The following is a 22,107-nucleotide window of genomic DNA, read 5'->3' on the forward strand; positions in this document are numbered from 1 at the left end:
GCAACTAATCCTGCGCTGCTGCCGCTCGGCTTTTCAGCTTCGCGGGAGCGGACTTCTCTTTCTTGCCCCGGTCTTTCGCGTTCATCGACTTCTTCAGTGACGTTACCAACGATGTCCCATGCTCCAGCAGAAGCTCCTGGTGGTGCACCGAAAGTTCACGCAATATCCGTTCGGACTTAGGCGTCAACACGATCAGCACCTCACGCTTATCGCGGTCGCTGCGTTTTCGGTTGACGTATCCATGTTGTTCCAGGCGATCCACCAGCTCCACTGTGCTGTGGTGCTGGATCTGCAACCGATCGGCAATTTCGCCAATCGTTGCGCGCGCGCCCTCCGGAAGTCCTTTTACCGCGAGCAACAACTGGTGCTGCTGCGGTTCAAGGCCTGCGGTCCTTGCTGCCTCTTCACTGAAGCGGAGAAACTTACGAATCTGATACCGAAACTCCGCGAGCGCCCGGTAATCACCGGAGAGAAGGTCCTTTTCTTCGCCCATGTTCGCTCCCTTTAAGTATATCGCATTACGATGTCTGTGCTGCTCTACTGCCCACATTCTCTCGCTGCAAGATAGGATGCACCCTGCCGAGCCCCAAACTATTACAATAGAAGGGTCCCAGTCCCCATTTAGAACAAGCAAGGAGAACGTTTTGATACCTCGCTACACCCGGCCCGAAATGGGCCGCATTTGGAACGACGAGAACAAGTTTCGAACCTGGCTCAATGTCGAAATCGCCGCCAGTGAAATCCTCGCCGAAGCCGGAATCGTCCCCGCTGAAGCCGCCAAAGCCATCCGCGACAAGGGCAACTTCAACGTCGAGCGCATTCTGGCGATCGAAGCCGAGGTCAAACACGACGTCATCGCCTTTACTACCAACGTCGCTGAGTTTGTCGGTCCCGAATCCCGTTGGTTGCATTACGGCTTGACCTCGAACGACGTTGTCGATACCGCCCAGGCACTTCTCGTAAAACAAGCTTCGGAAATCATCCGCAAAGATCTCGACGCCCTCTCTGCCGCCCTCAAGCGCCGCGCCTTCGAATTCAAGGACACCCCCACCATTGGCAGAACTCACGGCGTCCACGCCGAACCCACAACCTTCGGGCTGAAAGTTGCCAACTGGTACGAGGAAACCCAGCGCAACATCGCCCGTTTTGAACTGGCCGCCGAACAAATGCGCGTCGGCAAGCTCTCCGGCGCGGTCGGCAATGGCGCCCATCTCGATCCCGAACACGAACAACTTATCTGCGAACGCCTAGGTCTGAACGTTGACCCAATCTCTACCCAGGTCATCCAGCGCGACCGCCACGCCTTCTACGTCGCCACCCTCGCTACCATCGCATCGACGCTCGATAAGATCGCTACCGAGATCCGGCACCTGCAAAAAACCGAAGTCCGCGAGGCCGAAGAATTCTTCAGCGAAAAGCAGAAGGGCTCCTCCGCCATGCCTCACAAACGCAATCCCGTTACCTGCGAGCAGATCAGCGGACTTGCCCGGGTCGTGCGCGCCAATACCCAGGCCGCTTTCGAGAACGTCGCCCTCTGGCACGAGCGCGATATCTCACACTCGTCTGTGGAGCGCGTCATCCTGCCCGACTCCACCATCCTGCTCGACTACATGCTCGCTAAGACCACGAACTTAATCGATACCATGTTCGTGTACCCAAAACGCATGCTCCGCAACCTCGAGTCCACCGGCGGCCTCGTGTTCAGCGGCCAACTTCTATTGGATCTCGTCGAGGCCGGTGTGCTCCGTGAAGACGCCTACCGCATCGTGCAGCGGAACGCCATGAAAGCATGGAAAGACGAACTCAACTTCCGCGAGCTCATCTTCAACGATCCTGAAATCACCAGCCGGGTCAAGGGTGAGACCCTGGAACACGCCTTCGACCTGAAACGGCCGCTGCGCAACGTCGATAAAATCTTCCGTCGCGTCTTCGGACAATAATTTTCTGCAAAAGTATGAGCCACAGCCTAGGCTGTGGCTCGTCTCTTAGTCAATCACTTTCGATACTTATATACTGACGAAAGTGGTATAGCGCACGTTTTAGTTATCGTGCCCGACTATAATCGCATCGCGATATGCGAGGCGCCCCGCGCCCCGGGGAAACATCGAAAGAGGATGCGTTCAGCATAATTGGGGAACCCCACTTCCGTGCCTCGTGCGACTGATCACGCCGCTTTCGAGCGGACCGGCGGCATCGCTTGCAGCGTTCGCGTCGTACGCAGGTTGTCCAGTGCAAACGCCCCGCCCCCGCTGATCATGAATGCGACATTTGCGACCAATAGGGTGAGCGGATACTCGAACCCGCCGCCCTGCGCAAAAAACCCATTGTGCAAATGCACCTGGCCGATCGCGACGAACATCGTGAAGGCTACGGGGATCGCTGCGAGCCGAGTGTAGAACCCGGTCACCAGCATGAGACCGCCGATGAGTTCGGCTGCTATTGCGAGTGCAGCCGATACTCCCGGCGCCGGAATTCCCATCTTCTGGAATGACCCAACCACCCCGGGATAGTGGTACACCAACAACTTCTGCAGTCCATGCGCGACAAACACCACGCCGACCATCACCCGCATCAACCCAAGCCCAACTGCTGAATTCCCTTTCGACATCCCCAGACTCCTTCAACTCTCGTTGTACAGATGTTCGTTATCACGAATTTTGTTGCAAAAAATTTTACCCTGCCGAACTCCGGGCCAGGTCGAGCAATTCGACCAACTCCTGCATCTGGGATTTGTTCAAGTTTTCGACCAGCGCGAATCCCAGATCCTGCACCGGCTTATCCAATTGCTTAAGGAGTTTGAGGCCGGCTTCCGTAATCGTTGTGTACACCACACGCCGGTCCTTCTGTCCGCGCTCGCGGCCGATGTAGCCCATTTTGTCGAGTCGATCGAGCAGACGCGTGATATCGGGATCACGTGTCACCATGCGTTCCGCGATTGCGCCGCACGGGAGCCCGTCCTTCCCCGCTCCGCGGAGAATGCGCAACACGTTATATTGCGTTCCCGAAAGCCCATAGGGCTTGAACAATTCCGCTACTCGGCGCTCAAAAGCATCCGCCGTGCGCTGGATTGTCAACAGGACTTCCTGCTCCGGTGTGAGCGGCTTGTTTTGCTTGATCTCTGCTTGTATGTTGCCAACCATCAGCAACAACAATACTCGTTGTCACGATTATTGTCAATGCCCTACTTTGCCGGTGACCACGTCTCCGTCCGCGAGAGCCTCTCCGCGCCGGAACGCCGCAAGATATGGACCGCCAGCCAGCCCGCGATACCAAGGAGATATGCGATCACGAACATCACCAGGATGCCGCCCGGCATCGTGAGCTTTACCGCGTGCAACGCTACGGCGGGATTGTCATGCGGCAACGCCACGCTTAGCGCCTCTGCCTGTGCGATCGCATAGACCACGGTGACGAAACTCAGGACCATGAACACCAGTGCGGACAACGGAAATTTCGTTGCAGACCTCATAAACAACCTCCCTACAGGAAACATTGCCGAGAACTCGGGCCCGAACAATTCGCGGCCGCGTTCGAAACACGCGCCACCGAGCGCACCGCAGCACTCCCTCACCAGGAACCGGATGTAGCGCCAGTGGCCACGAGCAACAGCAGCGCTTCGCGCTTCTACGAAGACCTCGACCATCTCATCGAAGAACACCTGTTTGTAGGAACTGGGATAGAGCCGCAGGCACCACCGGTAGAGACGCTCCATCTCACGCCTCCTTCGCTGCCACCCGGACACGCGCCAGGCGAGTGATGTGTTTCATCCGTTCCATCTCATGCTGCACCCGCGTCAGGCCGGATCCGGTCAGACGGTACGCGACCTTCCCGCGCGTGGTGTCCTGCTGCTTCACCCTCTCGATCCAACGATCTTCCAGCAGCCGCCGCAGCGCGCCGTAAAGCGTTCCTGTGCTTAAGAGCACGCGGCCGGCACTCATCTCCTCCACGTCTTTGAGGATCGAGTATCCGTGACGCGGCTGTTCTGCCAGGCTCAAGAGGATGAACAGCACTGCTTCGCTTAACGGCTCCATATGTTCTCCAACGACCTGTCGTCAGACGCCATATTGAACCGGTAGGATGCCCCTGTCAAGTCTCAGCCCAAACTATTTTGGAAGGTTTTCTATAAACGCTCGGATTTTCGCTTCGATGTCATCTCGCACCACGCGAAACACCGGCATGCGATCTTCCTCTGTCCCCGTTGCCGCCGCCGGATCCGGAAACGACCAATGCAAACGAATCGACGGACCCGGAAAAATCGGACAGTGCTCGTTGGCCTGGTCACATACAGTAACGATGTATCGAAAATGCTGGCCCAGGAATTCCGCGGCATTCTTCGATCGGTGCTGCGAGATGTCGATGCCTTTCTCTCGCATCGCAGCGATTGCCAGGGAATTCACTGCAGTCGGGTTTGTCCCGGCGCTGCAGGCATCGAAACGATCCCCAGCCAGATGCCGTAACAACCCCTCCGCCATCTGGCTGCGACACGAGTTTCCCGTGCAGAGGAACAGAACATTAGGCTTCACGGAATTTCCTTTCAACGTAAGGTGGTTGGGCATACCGGTTCCGTCGCAATCTGCGAAGCGGAGATTCCGAAGTACCTGCGACGGAAATAGAATGCGACGTTCACGAGCCCGATCATTACCGGCACCTCCACGAGCGGCCCGATCACCGCAGCAAACGCCGCACCCGAGTTGATCCCAAAAATCGCCACCGCTACCGCGATGGCAAGTTCGAAGTTATTGCTCGCGGCTGTAAACGAGAGCGTCGTGCTCTGGGCATAATCGGCTCCCACTTTTCTGCCCATGTAGAACGAGACGACAAACATCAGAACGAAGTAAATCAACAGCGGTGCCGCAATCCTGAGCACGTCAAAGGGCAATCGGATGATGTATTCGCCCTTCAGCGAGAACATCACCACAATTGTGAACAGCAACGCGATGAGCGTCAGTGGGGCGATACGCGGCACAAATTTCGATTGGTACCACTCGATGCCCTGCGCCCGCAGCAACACCGTACGCGTGACGAACCCGGAAAGAAACGGAATCCCCAGGTAAATGAACACGCTCTTCGCGATCTGCCCAATCGAAACATCCACGACCGCGCCCTGCAGCCCCAATTTCGCCGGAAGCACCGTCACGAAGATCCATGCGTACACCGAGTAAAAGAACACCTGGAATAGCGAATTGAACGCCACCAGACCCGCCGCGTATTGCGTGTCGCCTTCTGCAAGTTCGTTCCACACAATCACCATCGCGATACACCGCGCGAGCCCGATCATGATCAGGCCTGCCATGTATTCCGGGTACCCACGCAAGAATATGATCGCCAGCACGAACATCAGCACAGGACCAATCACCCAGTTCTGAATCAGTGACAGGCCCAGTACCTTCTTATTGCGAAACACCTCGTGCAGTTCTTCAAATCGGACCTTTGTGAACGGTGGATACATCATCACGATCAGCCCGATTGCGATCGGAATCGAGGTGGTGCCCACGCTCATGCGGTTGAGCATCGGCACCACTCCCGGAAACAGCCATCCGATCAGCACGCCCGTAGCCATGGCCCCGAAGATCCACGCGGTTAGGAAGCGGTCGAGAAACCCCAGCTTGCGTTGCGTACCCATCGTTATTTCCGACCATGCAACTTGATCGATGCCAGCGCCTCTGAGGCCTGTCTCACCATTTCGTCTGGATTCTTAACCGAGATTTGCACGGTGGATCCGCAACACGATGACCCACCCGAGCAAACGTCAGCCGGAGACAACACTTCCATCAGCGACTTGCCCGTCGCGATCCGCGGGATCGACAAATCCGCCAAGCCTGCGGTCAACGCCATGCTGAGATAGTCGTTGATCAGGCTCGCTCCGCTGATGCAGCCCACATACGCACTGATATCCTTCGCCAGTGCATCCGGCAGCGGCTTCAACAGCACGATGTCGCTCACCGCAAAGTGTCCGCCCGGTTTCAGTACGCGTGCGATCTCGCGAAACACCGCAGGCTTGTCCGACGAGAGATTGATCACGCAGTTGCTGATCACGTAGTCCACCGTACCTGACTCCACCGGCAACGCTTCGATAAACCCCTTGCGGAACTCGACGTTGTCCGAGCCACGCTTCTCCGCGTTCTGCCGTGCCAACGCGAGCATGTCATCGGTCATATCTACGCCAATCACTCGTCCGGTTGTGCCCACCCGACTGAGAGCAAGGAATGCATCGAACCCGGCGCCCGATCCGAGGTCCAGCACCGTCATGCCCGGCTTGAGTTCGGTCAGAGCCAGCGGATTGCCGCAGCCCAATCCCAGGTTCGCGTCGCCGGCAAGCGCCAATTCTTCTTCGGTGTAGCCGATTGCCTTGGCCACGTTCTCCACCGGCGCACCGCACGCCGAAGCCTCGCCCCGCGCTACTGCCGCATAGTGTTCTTCCACCGCCGTCGTTATCTCGTTCTTCATTTCTTCTCCTCGATCTGCGTGAGCCGCTCCACGGGTGCATTCAGTGCGCAGCATCCCGCGGACTCGATTGCATTGTTCAGGATGGTCAGTGCCTTGAGGATTTGCGGCCGCTGTTTCTCAGGAATGGAAGCGATGATCTGGTTGGTCCGGTCGATCATCAAACCGTCAAGTTGCTTCCGCGTACGCCGGCCTTCCGGAGTGATACGCACCATGGCAGCGCGTCCATCGTCGTGTGCGCCTCGGACGCGCTCCACCAGCCCACGCGCCTCCAGTTTCTCCAGCACTCGCGTCATTGCACTGGGTGAGATCGCAGACACCGCCGCCAGGTCCGAGATCCGAGTGCCCTCTCTCGCAACCAGTACGCGCAGGATTGCGCACTGCCGCTGGCTCAAACCTTCACAACAGACTTCGTCGGGCCCGACTTGTCCGAGAATCCGGGCCAACCTCTCCAACTCGTCCCACCAGGTCTGTACAGCGGGGTCTTTCGTCATAACTCGCATTCCATCATAATTACTTGCATGATGCAAGCAATTATTCAACGCAAAAAATAACCCGCACTATGGGTGCGGGTTAAGCGGAGAAACTAGGGTCGTTCTGATCCCAGCGGGCTCGATGGCCCCACCAGGAGTGCCCTATTCCTGTTGGACGGACTTCACGAGGTTTCGTGGGCGATCAACGTCGTAATGATTCCAAACCGCTATGTAATACGCGAGCAGCTGAAGGGGAACAATTTCCAGGATAGGCGAGAGCAGCTCGTTCGCTGCGGGCACAAATATAACCTCATCACAGAGTTGCGTGACCTCGACGTCCCCTTCCGTCGCGATCACAATCACGCACTCCGACCGTGACCGGATCGTCTTAAGGTTCCCGATCGTCTTCTCGTAACGATTAACAGAGTCTTCATCTGTAGTATCCCGGGTCGCCATCACGACCACCGGAAACGACGGTTCCAGCAGCGCCGTCGGTCCATGCGCCAGTTCGCCGGTGGGATATCCCTCGGCGTGGATGTACGAAATCTCTTTGAGTTTGAGCGCACCTTCAAGTGCAACCGGGAAATGCACCGCGCGTCCGAGGAAGAAGAAGGTGTGCGCCATGAAGTAACGGCGCGCCAGCGGCTTCAATCGTGAATCGAAGTCGGGCAGCGTCTGCCCCATCAGGTTCGCCGTCTTCTCTAACTCCGCAACACTCGCCTTCAGCTTTTCCGACGTAAGCACACCGCGGCACTGCGCGAAGTAGAGCGCCAAGATGTACAGTCCCGCGAGTGCGGTCGTGAAACTCTTGGTTGCCGGGATCGCAACTTCCCTGCCGGCATAGGTGTAAAACACCGCGTCCGCGTCACGCGCAACGGTCGAATCCTGCACGTTGGTCAGCGCCAGCGTCTTGGAGCTCTTCAGTTTCGCTTCGCGTTGCGCAGAAACTACATCGGCCGTTTCACCCGACTGCGTAATCAACAGCACCAGGTTGTCAGGCGAAGTCAGGTTGTTGCGGTTGCCATACTCGCTCGCATATTCCACTTCCACCGAGATGCCGGCGATATCCTCGAACATCTGCTTGCCGGCGAGTCCCGCGTGTCGACTGGCGCCGCTCGCCGCGATCGTGATGCGCGTGAACTTCGCGATCTCTGCTTCGGACAGTTTGCTCGAGTCCAGCACAATGCGCGTGCCGTCCGACGAGAGATGACGCCGCAGCGTCTCCCGGATCGCCTCCGGTTGCTCATACGTCTCTTTCAGCATGTAGTGCGGGAAATTGCCCTTTGGGACCGGCGGGACGGTGCTGATGGCGGAATTCATTTGGTTTCGAGTAGCTCCGTTTATGCTATATAGCAATCATAGCAGCGTGGAGCTACTCCGAAACATAAAAAGTTAATAAGTCTTCCAAACTGTGTCGAGTACGGTGCCGTCCACCCACTTCACAACGGCCACAGGCTGATCGCTTGGTTTCGTTTTCTCAGGTATGCCACCACAAATCGTTTCGACTTCTTTCTTTAGCTCTCGTATGTCGAGGACTGGCAACTCGGAGTCTTTCACCGACTCAATCAGGTCGGTCCGCCGCGGATTGATGCAGATCCCTCGCTCGGTCACGACGACATCAATCAACTCGCCAGGCCCGGTCAGGGTCGTAACCTCATCCACCACGACCGGAATCCGGTCGCGGAACGCCGGTAGTGCGAGGATCGTGCATCGCGAGGCGAGACAATTCTGCCAGCCTCCGATGCCATGCAGCAGCCGTCCATCCGAGTGGGTAACGACATTCGCATTGAAGTTCACGTCCACTTCGGTTGCGCCCAGGATGCACGCGTCCACCATCGAAGCGAAGTTGCCCTTGCCGTGATAGTTGTACGAGGTGAATGGCGACGTGGCTACGTGCCGCGGATTCGAAGCGATCGAGCGCACCGCGTCGAGATCGAACGTCTGGCCATCGAGGATGTATTCCGTCAGGCCTTCTTCCAGCATTTCGACGAGATACTTCGTCGATCCGCCTCGCACGAAGCTGGCTTTAATGCCCGCCTCTTTCATCATCGGCTTCAGATACTGCACGAACGCCAGCGCGATACCACCTGCCCCCGCTTGAAACGAGAGCCCGTTGCGCAAAATCCCCGACGCCTTCATGAAGTGCGCAACCAATTCGCTGATGCGCAGCCGATCAGGCGAGCGCGTGATCTGTGTGGTACCGCTCACGATCTTGGCCGGATCGCCAATGCTCGGCACCTCGACGACGTAATCCACGTTGTTGCCCTGGATCTGCCACGGCACGCACGGAAACTGCACGAGATTGTCGGTCACCACGATCACGCGGTCGGCATACATCGAATCAGCCAGCGCAAAGCCCAGTGATCCGCAGGCGCTCTTGCCGTGGGAACCATCGGCGTTACCGAACATATCGGCCGAAGGCGCCGCAATCACCGCGATATCAATGTGCACCTCGCCATCCTGGATCGCCTGGAAGCGACCACCATGCGAGCGAAGTACGCCCAATCCGGCCATGTTGCCCTGGGTGCAATAGTCACCGAGCGGGCCATTCATGCTGCCCTCGATGTGATGAACCACACCGGACTTCATCAGTTCGATCACTGGCGCTTGCGCAGGGAACGACGCGCTCGGGAACCAGCGCAGGTTCTTCACGCCCATGCGTCCTGCTGTTTGCAGGACTTCGAGCGCCACGCGATCTCCATCACGCAAATGATGGTGCGACGAAATCGTCATCCCGTCGCGAATGCCGCACTTGTGCAGCGCAGTCTCGATATCGGCAACGCGTTTATCGCCATCCTCTGGATAGTCTGCAGCGCTCCGCACCGGCGGCGCGGCCTTGCGTCCTTCTGGCCGATACTTCCCCACTCCAAGGAATGGCACCTGCGGCACGCCATTCACAACGGTAGGTACGAGTCGCCCTGCGGCATTCCGAACAAACTCGGTTTCATCTTCAGCAAGCGCCGTAGCTGAGCCATCCAATACCATTTTCGAATCGCCGCTCATTTCGTCTCCTCCCGCACCAGGCCCATACTGCGCGCGCGGTCCACGAGTTTCACTGCTCGATGAACCACCGGCGGATCAATCATCTTCGACCCCAGCGAGACCACGCCGAGCCCCTTCTGCTGCGCATTATCAAACGCCGCCACAATCTTCAGCGCCCTATCTATTTCCTGTTGCGACGGAGCAAATGCGGCGTGAATCACCCGCACCTGCAGGGGATGAATGCAGCCCATGCCTTCAAAGCCCATCGCCCCCGAACGTTCGCCCCAGGCCTTCAGACCGTCCATGTCGCCCACATCCCCGAAGACCGAATCAATCGCCGTAATTCCCGCAGCCTTCGCGGCATTCACCAGACGCTGCCGTGCATACAACGTTTCTGCGCCATCCTTCGTCTTCACCACTCCCAGATCGGCGGTATAGTCTTCGAGGCCAACCGTCAGCGCGCAATTCCGTGGCGACGCCTTCGCGATCGCAAACGCATTCTCAATCCCTAGCGCCGACTCCAGAATCGGCATCAGCCAGATCGACCGTTCGATCTTCTCGTGCTGGCAAATCGCGGTGATCCGCCCATCAACTTCCGCAACCTGCTCCGCGGTCTCGACTTTAGGAATCAGCATCAAATCCGGCGACTGCGGCACGATCTCTTCGAGGTCAGCCAATCCCATCGGAAGTTGATTAATCCGCACCATCCGTTCTGCCGCGAGGAAATCCACTGCGCGCAGCGCATTCCGCACCACCAGTCGCGCTGAATCTTTTTCCGCCGCATGCACCGAGTCTTCAAGATCGAGAATCACCGCGTCGGGCGCATGCAGCCCAGCATTAATGAAGTACTTCGGCTCATTCCCTGGCAGATACAGCCGCGACCGACGCACCCGATCCTTTGCGCTCGCTTTCGGTAATGCAATCTGCGCCGGCAAGGCTCGCCGCGCCGTGCCGACTCCCGTCCGCTTCACTGCCGCTTCTATCCGCGCCGCAATCACAAACGGTAACGCGCCTTCATCCGTGATCTTCAAATACGCGTGCTCCACGCCCAATTGCGCCAGCACCTCGCGGGCCTGTGTCTTAATGCTCTCGCCGTAATAGATCGCCACGCGAGATTGCAGCTCAATCTCGATCCCACCCGATGTCCGTGGCTCAAATGCTACGTGCAGGTCCGAACGCACGTCTTTCCCGACGCGTCCAGACTCGCCACGAACCACCGCCTCTGCCGTTGCACTCATACTCTTCACTCCTCAAAAAGGCCCCGCTGCTGGTTGGCATGCCGGGCCTTTGGTCACCGCTGACCTAGCGCGCGAAAGCTGCGATCGCAGTCTCCACATGCACCAAAATCGCATCCGTTATTTGGACCGTATTCGCCGCGCCCTGCGCCAGCGACTTCGGCCCGCCCGCAATCCGCATCATGTCGTAGGTCCGAACCTTGCCTTCTTTCACCACGTCAGCAATCGCCTTCCGGATCCGATCTGCTTTCTCGCTCTCGCCGATGTGGTCGAGCATCATCGCTGCCGACAGGATCATCGCGATCGGATTTACGATCGACGGATTTAACTCGGCATACTTCGGCGCCGATCCATGCGTCGGCTCAAACACCGCGACTTCATCGCCGATATTGCCGCTCGCCGCAAATCCCAACCCACCCACGAGTCCCGCGAACGCGTCGGAAATCACATCGCCAAACAGGTTGCTGGCCACGATCACCCCATACTCTTCAGGGTTCTTCGTCAGCCACATTGTTTGCGCGTCAATGTTCGTGGACCACAATGCGATCTCCGGATACTGTTTCTGTACCTGCTTCGCCACTTCTTCCATCATGCCGCTCGTCTCGCGCAGCACGTTCGGCTTCTCACAGATGGTCACGTTCTTGTAGCGGTATTTCTTCGCGTGCTTGAATGCCGCCTCGCAAATCCGTTGCGCATTCTTCTTAGTGATAATGCGCACCGACACCGCCAGTTCTTCACCCGGTGTATTCGCGAAGGCCGCGAACTTCTTATGCGATGCCAGCGCAGTACGCACGTTCTCCGGTGGATTCGTCCACTCCACGCCCGCGTACAATCCTTCGGTGTTTTGCCGGAAAACGACGACATCCACCTGCGGCTCTTCAAATCCACCGCACGTTGTTTGACGGATGAAATTCAGCGGATTTCCCGGAAACGACAAGCAAGGCCGCATGCACACGTCGAGATTGAACAACTGCCGCATGGTCACGATCGGACTGAAGTACGAGAGGCCTTTGCCGCGAAGTTCGGGCTTCAATTCGGCATCGGCAGCCTTCTTCGGCTTACTCGTGATCGCGCCGAACAGACCGAGCTTGTGCTTACGCAACAGTTGAATGGTACGGTCCGGCAGTGCATTGCCTTCGTTGCACCAGCACTCCCAGCCGATATCGGCATGCACGTAGTTAGCCTCGAAGCCCACCGCTTCAAGGACGCGAATCGCCTGCGGCAAAACCTGGTTCCCGATCCCATCGCCGGGCATTGTCACTACAGTTGGACGAGCCATTTCGTATCTCCTGCCGCGCGCCTCAGGGCCGCAGCGAATCTGTTATTTCCCCGCTGCCGCCATTTCGTGCAGCCCCAACTTCTGCGCCACGAGGTTTTCCACTCCGCCCGCAGCAACCAACGACTGCGGTACGCTTCCCAGCGCCGGGAACGTGAATGTCTCTCCCGCGTACTTCAGGGTGCTGGTGGCGAAGTCGATTTCAACCTCGTCACCCGGAACGATCGTTTTCTTTTTGTTTGCGACTTGCGCGGCGAACTTCTGCTTCAGCTCCGCCACAAACTCCGGCGTCTCAATGCACAGGAAGCCGTTGTTGAACGCGTTGCGCAGATAGGTTTGAGAGAAGCTTCCGGCAATCACCAGCGGAATGCCCTTCGCCTTAAGGGCGGTCACTGCCTGCTCGCGGCTCGAGCCCGTTCCGAAGTTCGAGCCCCCAACCACCACATCGCCTGCCGATGTTTTGGCCGAGAACTCAGGATCGTAGTTCTCCATCACGACCTTGGCCATCATCTCCGGCGTCATGTCTTCGCGATAGGTGTAGTCCTTGCCGTAAATACCGTCGGTGTTCAGGTTGTCCTGCGGAACGAACACCAAACGTCCCTTCACCGAAGCAGGAAATCCCTCCAGGATAGAAACGGCTTCCGCAGCGCTCGCCGCCGGCACGTATTCGCTCAACATGATATTCGGATTGGCGTGTTCGAAGTGCACCGGCCCCGTGATGTACCCAGCCAAGGCGCTTGCCGCCACAACTTCCGGACTCGCCAGATAGCACCGCGCATCGCGCGATCCCATGCGGCCTTTGAAATTCCGATTGGTCGCGCTGATGCCAACTTCACCGGCTTCCAACAATCCGGTACCAAGTCCAATACAAGGCCCGCAACTCGGCGGCAGCGTAATCGCACCGGCGTCTACCAGCGTCTTCCAAATGCCGCGTTTCTCCGCCTCTTCCTGCACGTGCTTCGAAGCCGGAGCCACGTAGAACTTCACAGTCTCCGCGATCTTCTTTCCCGCCAGCACCTTCGCCGCAGCTTCCAGATCGCTCACCCGTGAATTCACGCACGAGAGCAGATACGCCTTGTGGACCGCGATCTTCTTCTCTTCCATCTGCGCGACGGAGTGCATCACTTGCACCGAGTCCGGCCCCGACACATGAGGCGTGACCTGCGCGAGATCGAGCTCGATCTTGGCCGCGTAAGTCGCATCTTTGTCCGGCCCAAGCGGGGCGCGCGCCCACTTCAACAGCTCCTCTTCGGTGAACTTCTCCGTCCCCTGCCATCGCGCCACGCCGTGCCGCTGCCGCAGATAGCTGATCGTCACCTGGTCCACCGGGAACCACCCTGTCAGCGCGCCCCACTCGGTGCTCATGTTGGCGATGGAAAGCCGCTCGTCCATCGTGAGGGTATGCACGCCGCTTCCCGCGAATTCCAGAGCCGCGTTCAGCACTTCATCTTTGTTGTAAAGGCCGGCCAGCGTGATGATTACGTCCTTGCCTGTCACGCCCGGCCGCAGCTTGCCTTCGAGTACGACTTGGATCGTCCGCGGAATGCTCCACCAGAATTCGCCGGTCGCCCAGATTGCGGCCGCATCGGTGCGCACCACTGGTGTTCCGATCGCACCCATCGCTCCATACATATTCGAATGCGAGTCGCTCGCGACAACAAATGATTCTGGCACGACATATCCGCGCTCCACCATGATCTGGTGGCCGATGCCCGTCCCCGCCATGTAAAAATCAATTCCCTGCTCGTGCGCGAACTTTTCGATCAACTTGTACTTCTTAATGTTGTCGTCACTGGTGTTCTGGATGTCGTGGTCCAGCGCAAACACCGGCTGCCGCGGGTCCTTCACCTTCGTCGCACCGATTGCCTTGAACTTCTTAAGCACCGCCGAGGTGTTGTCGTGCGTCATCACGTGGTGTGGACGAATTGACAGGAAGTCCCCAGCGCGTAGCTTGCGCTTCGGCCCTTCCGACATGTGCAGTTGCGCAATCTTCTCAACAACAGTCTGGCTCATAACGACCTCCTACGGGGTCCCCGGCGAGCGCCGATTTTGCGCTCGTTGGGGTGTCTAGCGGTCCGCCTTCAGCAACTGCATGTACTCCGTCGTGTTCGTGAATGACTCCAGCTTCCACGTCGCATCAATCACGCGTTGCCGCGCGGCCTTGGTCATCACCGGCCCGGCAAGCGCCTCGAACTTCTCTTCCACATCTTTATCGGTCAGCGGGTTCCGCGGGTCGCCCTTCGGATAATCCAACTGCTTCTCGAACGAACGCCCGTCCGTCGTCGTGATCTTCACAATCACTCGTTGCAACGCCGGGAAGCACTTCTCGATTTCCGCAGCGGCGACGACGACGATCTTGTGCAGTTGTTCACGAATCCGCGGATCAAGGATCTTCTTCATCTCGAACTGCAGCGGCGTTACCTGCCTCTCCGCAATTGCCGCAGCAACCACATACGGCAGTGAGTGGTCGGCCGTCTCTTTCGTGTGCGGAGCGTACTTGCTCGGATCGCTCAGGATGTCCGCACCGCGCGCGGTCGTCCGAATGTGCACCTGCAGAATCTCTTCCGGTTTCAGATTCTGGTCTTTCACGATGCCCAGCACCGCTGAAATCGGCGTGTGTGTCAGCGCTTCGGTCGGGAACGCCTTCATGCCGCACTGCGTAATCCGCCAGCTCTCGCCCAGTCCGTCGGTCAGGATGTTGAGCTTCCAGTCAGGACCGAAGACGTGCACCAGACCTTCCTTGCCGTCAATCACGTGCTCCGGACCGGTGTAGCCCTTCTCCGCCAGCAGCGCCGCGAATACGCCTGACTGCGTCGCCAGCGGATCCACGGTGTTCTTCATCATCGTCAACTTGCCGGCCGTCACGGCGCCTAGCGTGCAACGTGGCGAAGCTGAAATGCCGATCGCGTGCTGCATCTGCTCTGCCGAGAGCTTCAACATCCGTCCTGCGACGATCGGCGAAACGAACGCCGTCAACGTCGCATGGTGCCAACCGCGCTCACGAATCCCCGGGAACGCCGCTTCACATAGACGCTGCTCAAATTCGTGTCCAAGCACCAATCCGACGATCAACTCGCGTCCGCCCGTTCCCGCCCGTTCTGCACCCGCCAGCGCCGCAGGGAAAATGTCCGATGGATGGCACGGATCCTGTTTCCAGTAGATGTCGTTGTAATCCATGCAGCGGATCATCAGCCCGTTAAGCAACGATGCCGACACTGCATCCAGTTGCTCGCCCGTACCCATCACCGTGCACGATCCCGGCCCCGCGATCTCCGCCATCACTTCCAGGGCGATCTTCACGTCGTGCTGCTGATAGCCGCCTAGCGCGCAGCCCACGGAATCCAGCAGGAAGCGCTTCGCCTGGTATACGGCGTCTTTGGAAAGGTCTTCGAACTGCACGTCCGCGGCCCATTCGGCCATGTGGGCGGTAATCGTTGGTGCGGCAGTCTTTGCGCTCGGCTTCGTAGCAGTCGCCATAGTCTCTCCTATTTCTTCAGGTTGTTCGGATTCTTGAATGGCAGGTACGCCATGAAGTCGGCGTGATGCACAATGAACGCTTCGGTCGAACGCTTCACCAGGTCGCCCTCGGCGGCGTGCGCCGCAATGATGTGGCAGACCGCGTCCGGCACGCCGCACTCCAGCGCCAACGCCACGCCGGTAAATGGATGCCGCAGCAACTCACCGCGCTCGCTTTGCTGCGACTTCCCGCCCTTGATCTCGTACTCCAACAGCTTCCCGACATCCGCCAGGATCGCGCCCGCAATCACCGTATCGAGGTCGATCTTCAGCGCATTCCCCATGAAGACCTGCATCGCCTTCGCCGATTCGTTGGCGATGTGCACCACGCACCGCTTGTGCTCCATGAATGTCGTAGGACAATTTGCGACCAGCAACGTGAATGGAATCGTCTTCAGGTCTTCCGGCGTTAGCGGACCGCGCTCGAAGGCCAGCAGCCATGTCTTGGCCACCGCTTCACGCAGCGTCGGTCGCTCGATCCAGTCGATTTCCGGCCAAAGATCGTCCAATTGTTCGCGAGTAACTTTGGTTGAAGTCGGAGCTGTGGCTAGGTCGTTCATGAGTGGGCTCCCAGAACGGAGGTCGCGCAGCCCCGGGATCCCTCGCAAACCGTGCTCGGTCCGCTGGAAATGGTGGAGGCTGCTGGCGCCGGGCTCCGCGCCTAATCACAAGGCAGGCGGGCGGGCAGGCCGGACCATCCCAGCAAGTTTGTATCAATTCCACGGACAAGAGGCTGTGACGCACATCACTAACGTCTGGTACGCGCGCACACCGCATCGATCAAAGTGAATGTGGTTGCCCCACCCTTGTCCGAAGGACAGGGTGGGTTGGCGGTTTCGATCGCAGATTCTAGCTGTTGTTTTGAATAAGCATGACAACCGCCGAAAGCGCAGATGCAACGACGGAGAGCCACCAAATGCGAGATCGAAAGGCCGCAAGCAGACCGGATATGACCGCAAGCAACAGCAGTCCAAACATCCAGGCTGGCGTGTAGCCGAACAAATTAGGAACGATCCCGATCGGTTTCAGCGAGAGGAGCCAAACCGCGACGGTAATGATTGCGCCGAAAGCACCCGAGTATTGCGCGAATACGTGCGATTGAACAGAACTGCTCTGCATGGCGGAATCGTAACCCAGACTCATCCAGCACGCCACGTTCGTCACAACCCTTTCACCGCGTCTCTGATCCCCTGCGTAATCTCATCCGCCGTCATACCAGCGTCAAACACAATCGGCGTGCCCACTCGCACCACAATCTCGCCCTTCCGCGCCCAATGTCTCTTGGCTATACCCAGGTTCTTCAGCCCGTCAATCCGGATCGGCAACACCGGTAGATTCAACCGTTGCGCCAGCATCCCTACGCCCGAGCGAAACTCGCCCAACTCACCGGTTTCCGATCGGCGGCCCTCTGGGAAAACAAGAATGCTGAACCCGCGATCCGCCGACTCACCCGCAAACTCAAAGCTCTCGCGAACGCCAGATTGTTGCGGCAATGGAAAGACGTTAAACAGCGCCAGCACGAGGTAATAATCCAGCTTATTCAGCCATCGCCTCAGCAGATTTCCCGGCGACAAGCTCATCGGCGCATTCAGTTCGCGATGCCCACTCGACTGTCCCGCCCGCATCGCCCACAGCCGCTCGCCGAGCATTCCCGTCGCAATGCGATACCGCAGCCGCATCGGCAGCGCGTACATCACGAAGCCCAGGTCGATGTACGTCACGTGATTGCACACAATCAGCAGCGGCCCCGCGTATTTCTCCAGATTCTCGCGCCCGACCACGGTCGGCTTCGCCATGATCGCCGTGTACGGCCAAGTCACCGTCGAATACACCAGATTGCGCACCCAACGCACCGGCGCCACCGTCTGCGCCCACCGTGGAAATGGCCGTTCCACCGGCTTTGGCGCCGGTGCCTGCAGCAGTTTTTCCAGGTCCCCCACGGTGGTCGCAGAAGACAGGCTGGAATCGCTCAGATCCACCTGGTAGCGGTCCTCGATGGCGCTCAAAAGCTCCACGCGATCCAGCGAACTGAGGCGCAAATCGTCTTCCAGCCGCGCATCCGGACGCAAATCCGCGCGCCGGCCCGTGATTCGCGTGATCAAATCGCCTAAAGTACCGTCATCCGCCGCGTTTCCCGGCGTTTGCGCGCGCAAAACCGCGTCTTTCACCACGTTCACTCGCGGTTTCTGCGTCGGTGTGCGCGGAAAATCCTCGTCCGGCCATACAAACCACGCGCGCATCTGCTGGAAATCCGCCAGACCCGCGTTCGCCCGCGCCATCATCGCCGCCGGGTCCTGCGCGCGGTCCTGCAGCAGCAAAACCGCGCACGGCTCGTCGTTTCCACCACGCGCCAGCCCAATCACCACGCAATCTTTCACCTCAGGCTGCGCGCGCAGCGCCGCCTCCAAATCCGCCGGGTAGATGTTCAACCCCGCCGGCGTGACGATCACATCTTTCTTACGGCCTTTGAAATAGAGGTTTCCCTGCTCGTCGAGCGCGCCAAGATCTCCGGTCCGGAACCAGCCTTCCGCGTCGCCAACCGCGCGGACTTCGCGTCCTTGCCAATACCCGCTCGCCACGCCCGCACCGCGCACCAGAATCTCGCCATCTTCGGCGAGTTTCACCTCACGCCCCGGCAGCACTTTGCCAATCGACTTTTTTCCAATCGAAAACGGATGGTTCAGGCTGATTAGCGATGTCGTTTCCGTCAGACCGTAGCCCTGCACCACGCCAAAGCTCATCCGACGCCAAAATTCCTCGGTTTCCGCGTCCAGCGCCGCGCCACCCGAGATAAACGCCCAGAACTTCCATCCAAATAGGTTGTGGACGCGCCGCATCCGCCACCAGCGCACCCCAAAATGCTTCCCATCCGCGGCCGCCCACTCGCGCCGGAACTTTTCCAGTTCCCCAATCGCCTCGAAGTCGCGCTCGATCTTCTCTTTCAGAGACTGCAACACCCGCGGCACCGCGATTAAGACGCTGATCCGCTCCCGCTTGATCGTCTTAATTAGCTCGCCCGGATTCAGCGAATCGGGAAAGAAAACCGTCGCACCCAGCAAATGTGGAATGAATATCCCCAGAAATTGCCCAAACACATGGCTCAGCGGCAGCGCATTCATAAAGCGCAGTGGATGGAACCAGCGCTCGTATTTCCTATATTTCTCGATCTCCCGCGCGATCGGCGCCAGGTTCGACACCACGTTCCCGTGCGAGAGCACCACGCCCTTCGGCTCCGCCGTGGTCCCCGACGTAAACACAATTTCTAGCGGATCCCCGGCCGCGCTCTCCGTCGGCGCGTACGCGTCGCCCGAGCGCCCGGCAAGCGTGTCGCTCAGATCGTCCAGAACCAACCGCGGCAGCACCGCTACCACTGGCCCCGGCCGAATATCGCGCGATACCACCGCTAATGGCAGTTCAACCTCGGCGGCTACGCGCTCCGCAAACTCCGGCGCCGCAATCTGGTCCATCGGCACCACGACCACGCCGCGCAGCGCGCATCCAAGAAACACAGCCACCCATTCCGGCCCGCTCTCGCCCCACAGCAACACGCGTTGCCCGCGCGCGATCTGCCGCGCGTCGAGTTCCCGCGCAAACCGATACGCCAATGCCGCCACTTCAGCGTACGTCCAGCGCACGGTGCGGTAGCCGCGCCGATGCACGAACGCGGTCTCGCGTCCGAGTTTCAGGAATGCCGGTACAAAGTCTGCTATGGATTCAGAGGGCATGCGTATGGCAGCCCCGCGCTCCTAACTTGCAGGAACGCGAGGAAGTCGCCATTCAAATGTAAAGGAAGATAGGCCTGGAGGATAACTACGAACCGCGGTGGTTACGACCCTGCATTTTGAGAATACTGCGCATATGGTCGCATGCCTGCTTTATGGCTGGCGCCGACAATTCGCAAAGTAAACGCTTGCCGTCGCGACGGGTACTGACCACCCCCGCGGTCCGCAAAATAGACAAATGCTGTGACAGATTTGCCTTCGAGATTCCCAACTCCTCTTGTAGATCCGAAGCGCCCACTTCGCCTCGTCCGAGGAGATCCAGAAGGTGGATCCGGGTGGGATTTGCAAATGCTTTGCAAAGAACGGCCTGGCGTTCGTACAGTGTTTTGTCCGCGCCTGACCTGCGCGACAATTTCTTCATTGAGGCTCCCGTATTAGACCGTGCGGCTCAAAACTCTTGCTTCGTTGGCGGCTAGTCTAATTCATCGCACCTATCGCAAATCACGCAATAGCAATGCCTTGACAATGTTTGACATAGGCCGCGACGCCCCAGAGGCGGCCTAAATCCAAGTCTATGGACATTTTACGGCGTTTTCTCGCAGCTAAGAATTTATCGCAGGAAGAGCTTTCCGGCAAACCCTCAAATTCCGCCGGAGACCCGATAGGTCCAACTCTTGGGCGGGGCCGTCAGGCCGCAACGTTCTCATCAGGAACGGCCAGGTCCTCGGACGGCTCTGCCAAACCCTCCGTATCGCGGTTCGCCTTCGCATCGCAATCCACAAGGATCTGCGCCCACACGGGAAGGTCTTTGCAGTGGTGGAAGTCCATGATCGCCTCCTCTTTTCGACGCTCGCGGTATCGATACGTTATACCCCGTCTCCCGGCCGGAAACTATCCGTTCGCAGCGAATATACGATTCGATACATTTAAAATCGTCGATATCTCAATAAGCCGTCCAAAACAGTTGAGCGCACCCTCTGCCGGTGCGCCCACGGTTTGCTGATTTTCGAAGCTACTACGAAGGGTAGTGCGCTCCACCGTGACGCACATCGGCGCCCCGCACCCAGAAGATGACGTCCTCGGCAATGTTTGTCGCGTGGTCCGCTATGCGCTCCAGGTTTCGCGCAATCAGCAACACATCCAGCGAATACCGCGTCGTCTCCGGATACTTGTTCATCTGGTCCACCAGCACTACGAACGCCTCGTCCTTGATGCGGTCCACAATGTTGTCCATCTGTAACACCGCTTCGGCGAGTTCTGCCTTGCCGTCAATAAAGGACTCCAGCGCGCGTTGCACCATGGTCGCAACCGTCTCGGCCATGCGCGGAATGTCCACCGGCACTTCGGTCTCGGGGCTCGAGATCATATCGAGCACCCGCTGTGCGATGTTGACCGCCTGGTCGCCCACGCGCTCGAGATCGGCGTTGATCTTCACGACTGCGAGGATGAACCGCAAGTCTACCGCCATTGGCTGCTGCATCGCGAGCAGGTCCAGCGCCAGTTCATCAATCTCGCGCTCCGCGGCGTTGATGTCCCGCTCCCCATCGAATACGGCCTGGCAAGCCTTGGCGTCACGCTTGCGATACGCCTCTACCGCGCGCTCGATCGCCTGCTCCGCCAGCCCGCCCATGCGCAGAAGTTTCTCTTTCAGCTCGTCCAATCCATGTTGGAATCTTGTTCTCATTCGTCCTTATCCGAACCTTCCGGTGATGTAGTCTTCGGTGCGCTTGTCTGAGGGCGTAGTGAAAATCTTCTGCGTAGTATCGAATTCGATCACGCTGCCCATCAGGAAAAATCCCGTGTACTCCGCAACGCGGGCCGCCTGTTGCATGTTGTGCGTCACCACGACCACGGTGTAGTTCTCTTTGAGCGTGAACATCAGCTCTTCAATCTTGCTGGTTGAAATCGGGTCCAGTGCCGATGCTGGCTCGTCCATCAGCAACACATCCGGTTGCACCGCCAACGCCCGCGCAATGCACAAACGCTGCTGCTGTCCGCCGGACAAGCTTGCGCCCGACTTCTTATGCAGGTGATCTTTCACTTCGTTCCACAGCGCCGATGCTTCCAACGACCGCTGGACTGCTTCGTCCAGCACTGCCTTTTTGCGAATACCGTTCAGCTTTAGTCCACTCGCGACGTTGTCATAAATCGACATCGTCGGAAACGGGTTTGGCTTTTGGAAAACCATGCCTACGCGCCGGCGCACGTCGACTGCCGCAGTTCCGCGGGCGTAGATATCTTTATCTCCAACGAGGACCTCACCCTCCGCGTACGCTTCGGGAATCGTCTCGTGCATGCGGTTCAGGCAACGTACGAACGTTGACTTTCCGCATCCCGAAGGCCCAATCAGCGCCGTGACATGGTTCGGCGCCATCTTCATGTCCACATGTTTCAGGACGTGCGCTTTGCCGTAATACGCATTCAAGTCCCGTACCTGGATTCCGACACCCATAGTGTCT

23 protein-coding genes are annotated in these 22,107 nt (G+C 58.5%); 1 reads left to right on the forward strand and 22 read right to left on the reverse strand.

All coding sequences use genetic code 11. The features are described 5' to 3' along the window. Positions 1-4 precede the first annotated feature (4 nt). A complete protein-coding gene (locus ACID345_RS15220) occupies positions 5-493 on the reverse strand; it encodes a MarR family winged helix-turn-helix transcriptional regulator (protein WP_011523753.1) in 489 nt (162 codons plus the stop codon). A 151-nt stretch (positions 494-644) separates the two neighbouring features. On the opposite strand from ACID345_RS15220, the gene purB reads away from it, so the two are divergent. Beyond that, positions 645-1,940, forward strand: coding sequence for an adenylosuccinate lyase (gene purB / locus ACID345_RS15225; RefSeq protein ID WP_011523754.1), 1,296 nt, complete (start codon positions 645-647; stop codon positions 1,938-1,940). A 224-nt stretch (positions 1,941-2,164) separates the two neighbouring features. Here purB and ACID345_RS15230 read toward each other — a convergent pair whose 3' ends face one another. From ACID345_RS15230 to pstB, 21 genes are all read right to left on the reverse strand, one after another. Continuing rightward, positions 2,165-2,608, reverse strand: a complete 444-nt coding sequence (locus tag ACID345_RS15230; protein ID WP_011523755.1) for a DoxX family protein — start codon at positions 2,606-2,608, stop codon at positions 2,165-2,167. A 64-nt stretch (positions 2,609-2,672) separates the two neighbouring features. Then, entirely contained in the window at positions 2,673-3,140 is a 468-nt protein-coding gene (locus ACID345_RS15235) for a MarR family winged helix-turn-helix transcriptional regulator (RefSeq protein ID WP_011523756.1), read from the reverse strand. A gap of 41 nt (positions 3,141-3,181) precedes the next feature. Continuing rightward, positions 3,182-3,712 (reverse strand): hypothetical protein, encoded by a 531-nt coding sequence (locus ACID345_RS15240; protein ID WP_011523757.1) that lies wholly within the window; start codon positions 3,710-3,712, stop codon positions 3,182-3,184. A gap of 1 nt (position 3,713) precedes the next feature. Continuing rightward, the gene (locus ACID345_RS15245; RefSeq protein ID WP_011523758.1) at positions 3,714-4,031 is read right to left on the reverse strand and encodes a PadR family transcriptional regulator; all 318 of its coding nucleotides are present in this window, start codon (positions 4,029-4,031) and stop codon (positions 3,714-3,716) included. Positions 4,032-4,103: 72 nt separating this feature from the next. Beyond that, positions 4,104-4,523 carry an arsenate reductase ArsC gene (locus ACID345_RS15250; protein ID WP_041856772.1) on the reverse strand — a complete coding sequence of 140 codons (420 nt, stop codon included), beginning with the start codon at positions 4,521-4,523 and terminating at the stop codon, positions 4,104-4,106. A gap of 11 nt (positions 4,524-4,534) precedes the next feature. Next, positions 4,535-5,623, reverse strand: a complete 1,089-nt coding sequence (arsB, locus tag ACID345_RS15255; RefSeq protein ID WP_011523760.1) for an ACR3 family arsenite efflux transporter — start codon at positions 5,621-5,623, stop codon at positions 4,535-4,537. A gap of 2 nt (positions 5,624-5,625) precedes the next feature. Then, the gene (arsM, locus tag ACID345_RS15260) at positions 5,626-6,447 is read right to left on the reverse strand and encodes an arsenite methyltransferase (protein WP_011523761.1); all 822 of its coding nucleotides are present in this window, start codon (positions 6,445-6,447) and stop codon (positions 5,626-5,628) included. Further along, complete coding sequence (locus tag ACID345_RS15265) at positions 6,444-6,938, reverse strand: MarR family winged helix-turn-helix transcriptional regulator (RefSeq protein WP_049761925.1); 495 nt, start codon at positions 6,936-6,938, stop codon at positions 6,444-6,446. The genes arsM and ACID345_RS15265 overlap by 4 nt, the downstream gene beginning before the upstream one ends. 141 nt (positions 6,939-7,079) lie before the next feature. Continuing rightward, complete coding sequence (locus ACID345_RS15270) at positions 7,080-8,237, reverse strand: isomerizing glutamine--fructose-6-phosphate transaminase (protein ID WP_011523763.1); 1,158 nt, start codon at positions 8,235-8,237, stop codon at positions 7,080-7,082. A 72-nt stretch (positions 8,238-8,309) separates the two neighbouring features. Then, positions 8,310-9,920 (reverse strand): citrate lyase subunit alpha, encoded by a 1,611-nt coding sequence (locus ACID345_RS15275; RefSeq protein WP_011523764.1) that lies wholly within the window; start codon positions 9,918-9,920, stop codon positions 8,310-8,312. After that, a complete protein-coding gene (citD, locus tag ACID345_RS15280; protein ID WP_011523765.1) occupies positions 9,917-11,137 on the reverse strand; it encodes a citrate lyase acyl carrier protein in 1,221 nt (406 codons plus the stop codon). Before citD ends, ACID345_RS15275 begins: the two co-directional genes overlap by 4 nt. A 64-nt stretch (positions 11,138-11,201) precedes the next feature. After that, positions 11,202-12,413: an isocitrate/isopropylmalate dehydrogenase family protein gene (locus tag ACID345_RS15285; RefSeq protein ID WP_011523766.1), complete on the reverse strand. Its 1,212-nt coding sequence runs from the start codon at positions 12,411-12,413 to the stop codon at positions 11,202-11,204. A gap of 42 nt (positions 12,414-12,455) precedes the next feature. Next, positions 12,456-14,423 (reverse strand): homoaconitase, encoded by a 1,968-nt coding sequence (gene lysF / locus ACID345_RS15290; RefSeq protein ID WP_011523767.1) that lies wholly within the window; start codon positions 14,421-14,423, stop codon positions 12,456-12,458. A gap of 54 nt (positions 14,424-14,477) precedes the next feature. Further along, positions 14,478-15,887 (reverse strand): MmgE/PrpD family protein, encoded by a 1,410-nt coding sequence (locus ACID345_RS15295; RefSeq protein WP_011523768.1) that lies wholly within the window; start codon positions 15,885-15,887, stop codon positions 14,478-14,480. A gap of 8 nt (positions 15,888-15,895) precedes the next feature. Further along, a complete protein-coding gene (locus ACID345_RS15300) occupies positions 15,896-16,486 on the reverse strand; it encodes an HD domain-containing protein (RefSeq protein WP_011523769.1) in 591 nt (196 codons plus the stop codon). Between the two features lie 289 nt (positions 16,487-16,775). Next, positions 16,776-17,069: a hypothetical protein gene (locus ACID345_RS15305; protein WP_148210131.1), complete on the reverse strand. Its 294-nt coding sequence runs from the start codon at positions 17,067-17,069 to the stop codon at positions 16,776-16,778. A 17-nt stretch (positions 17,070-17,086) separates the two neighbouring features. After that, on the reverse strand, positions 17,087-19,651 hold the full coding sequence (locus tag ACID345_RS15310) for an AMP-binding protein (protein WP_011523771.1): 2,565 nt from the start codon (positions 19,649-19,651) through the stop codon (positions 17,087-17,089). An 85-nt stretch (positions 19,652-19,736) separates the two neighbouring features. Beyond that, entirely contained in the window at positions 19,737-20,069 is a 333-nt protein-coding gene (locus ACID345_RS15315) for an ArsR/SmtB family transcription factor (protein WP_011523772.1), read from the reverse strand. 266 nt (positions 20,070-20,335) lie between these two features. After that, positions 20,336-20,476: a hypothetical protein gene (locus ACID345_RS26975; RefSeq protein ID WP_187148835.1), complete on the reverse strand. Its 141-nt coding sequence runs from the start codon at positions 20,474-20,476 to the stop codon at positions 20,336-20,338. A 187-nt stretch (positions 20,477-20,663) separates the two neighbouring features. Continuing rightward, positions 20,664-21,332, reverse strand: coding sequence for a phosphate signaling complex protein PhoU (gene phoU, locus ACID345_RS15320; protein ID WP_011523773.1), 669 nt, complete (start codon positions 21,330-21,332; stop codon positions 20,664-20,666). 6 nt (positions 21,333-21,338) lie between these two features. Continuing rightward, a complete protein-coding gene (gene pstB, locus ACID345_RS15325) occupies positions 21,339-22,100 on the reverse strand; it encodes a phosphate ABC transporter ATP-binding protein PstB (RefSeq protein ID WP_011523774.1) in 762 nt (253 codons plus the stop codon). Positions 22,101-22,107: the final 7 nt, after the last annotated feature.

The organism is Candidatus Koribacter versatilis Ellin345 (assembly GCF_000014005.1).
GTDB classification, from domain to species: Bacteria; Acidobacteriota; Terriglobia; order Terriglobales; family Acidobacteriaceae; genus Korobacter; species Korobacter versatilis_A.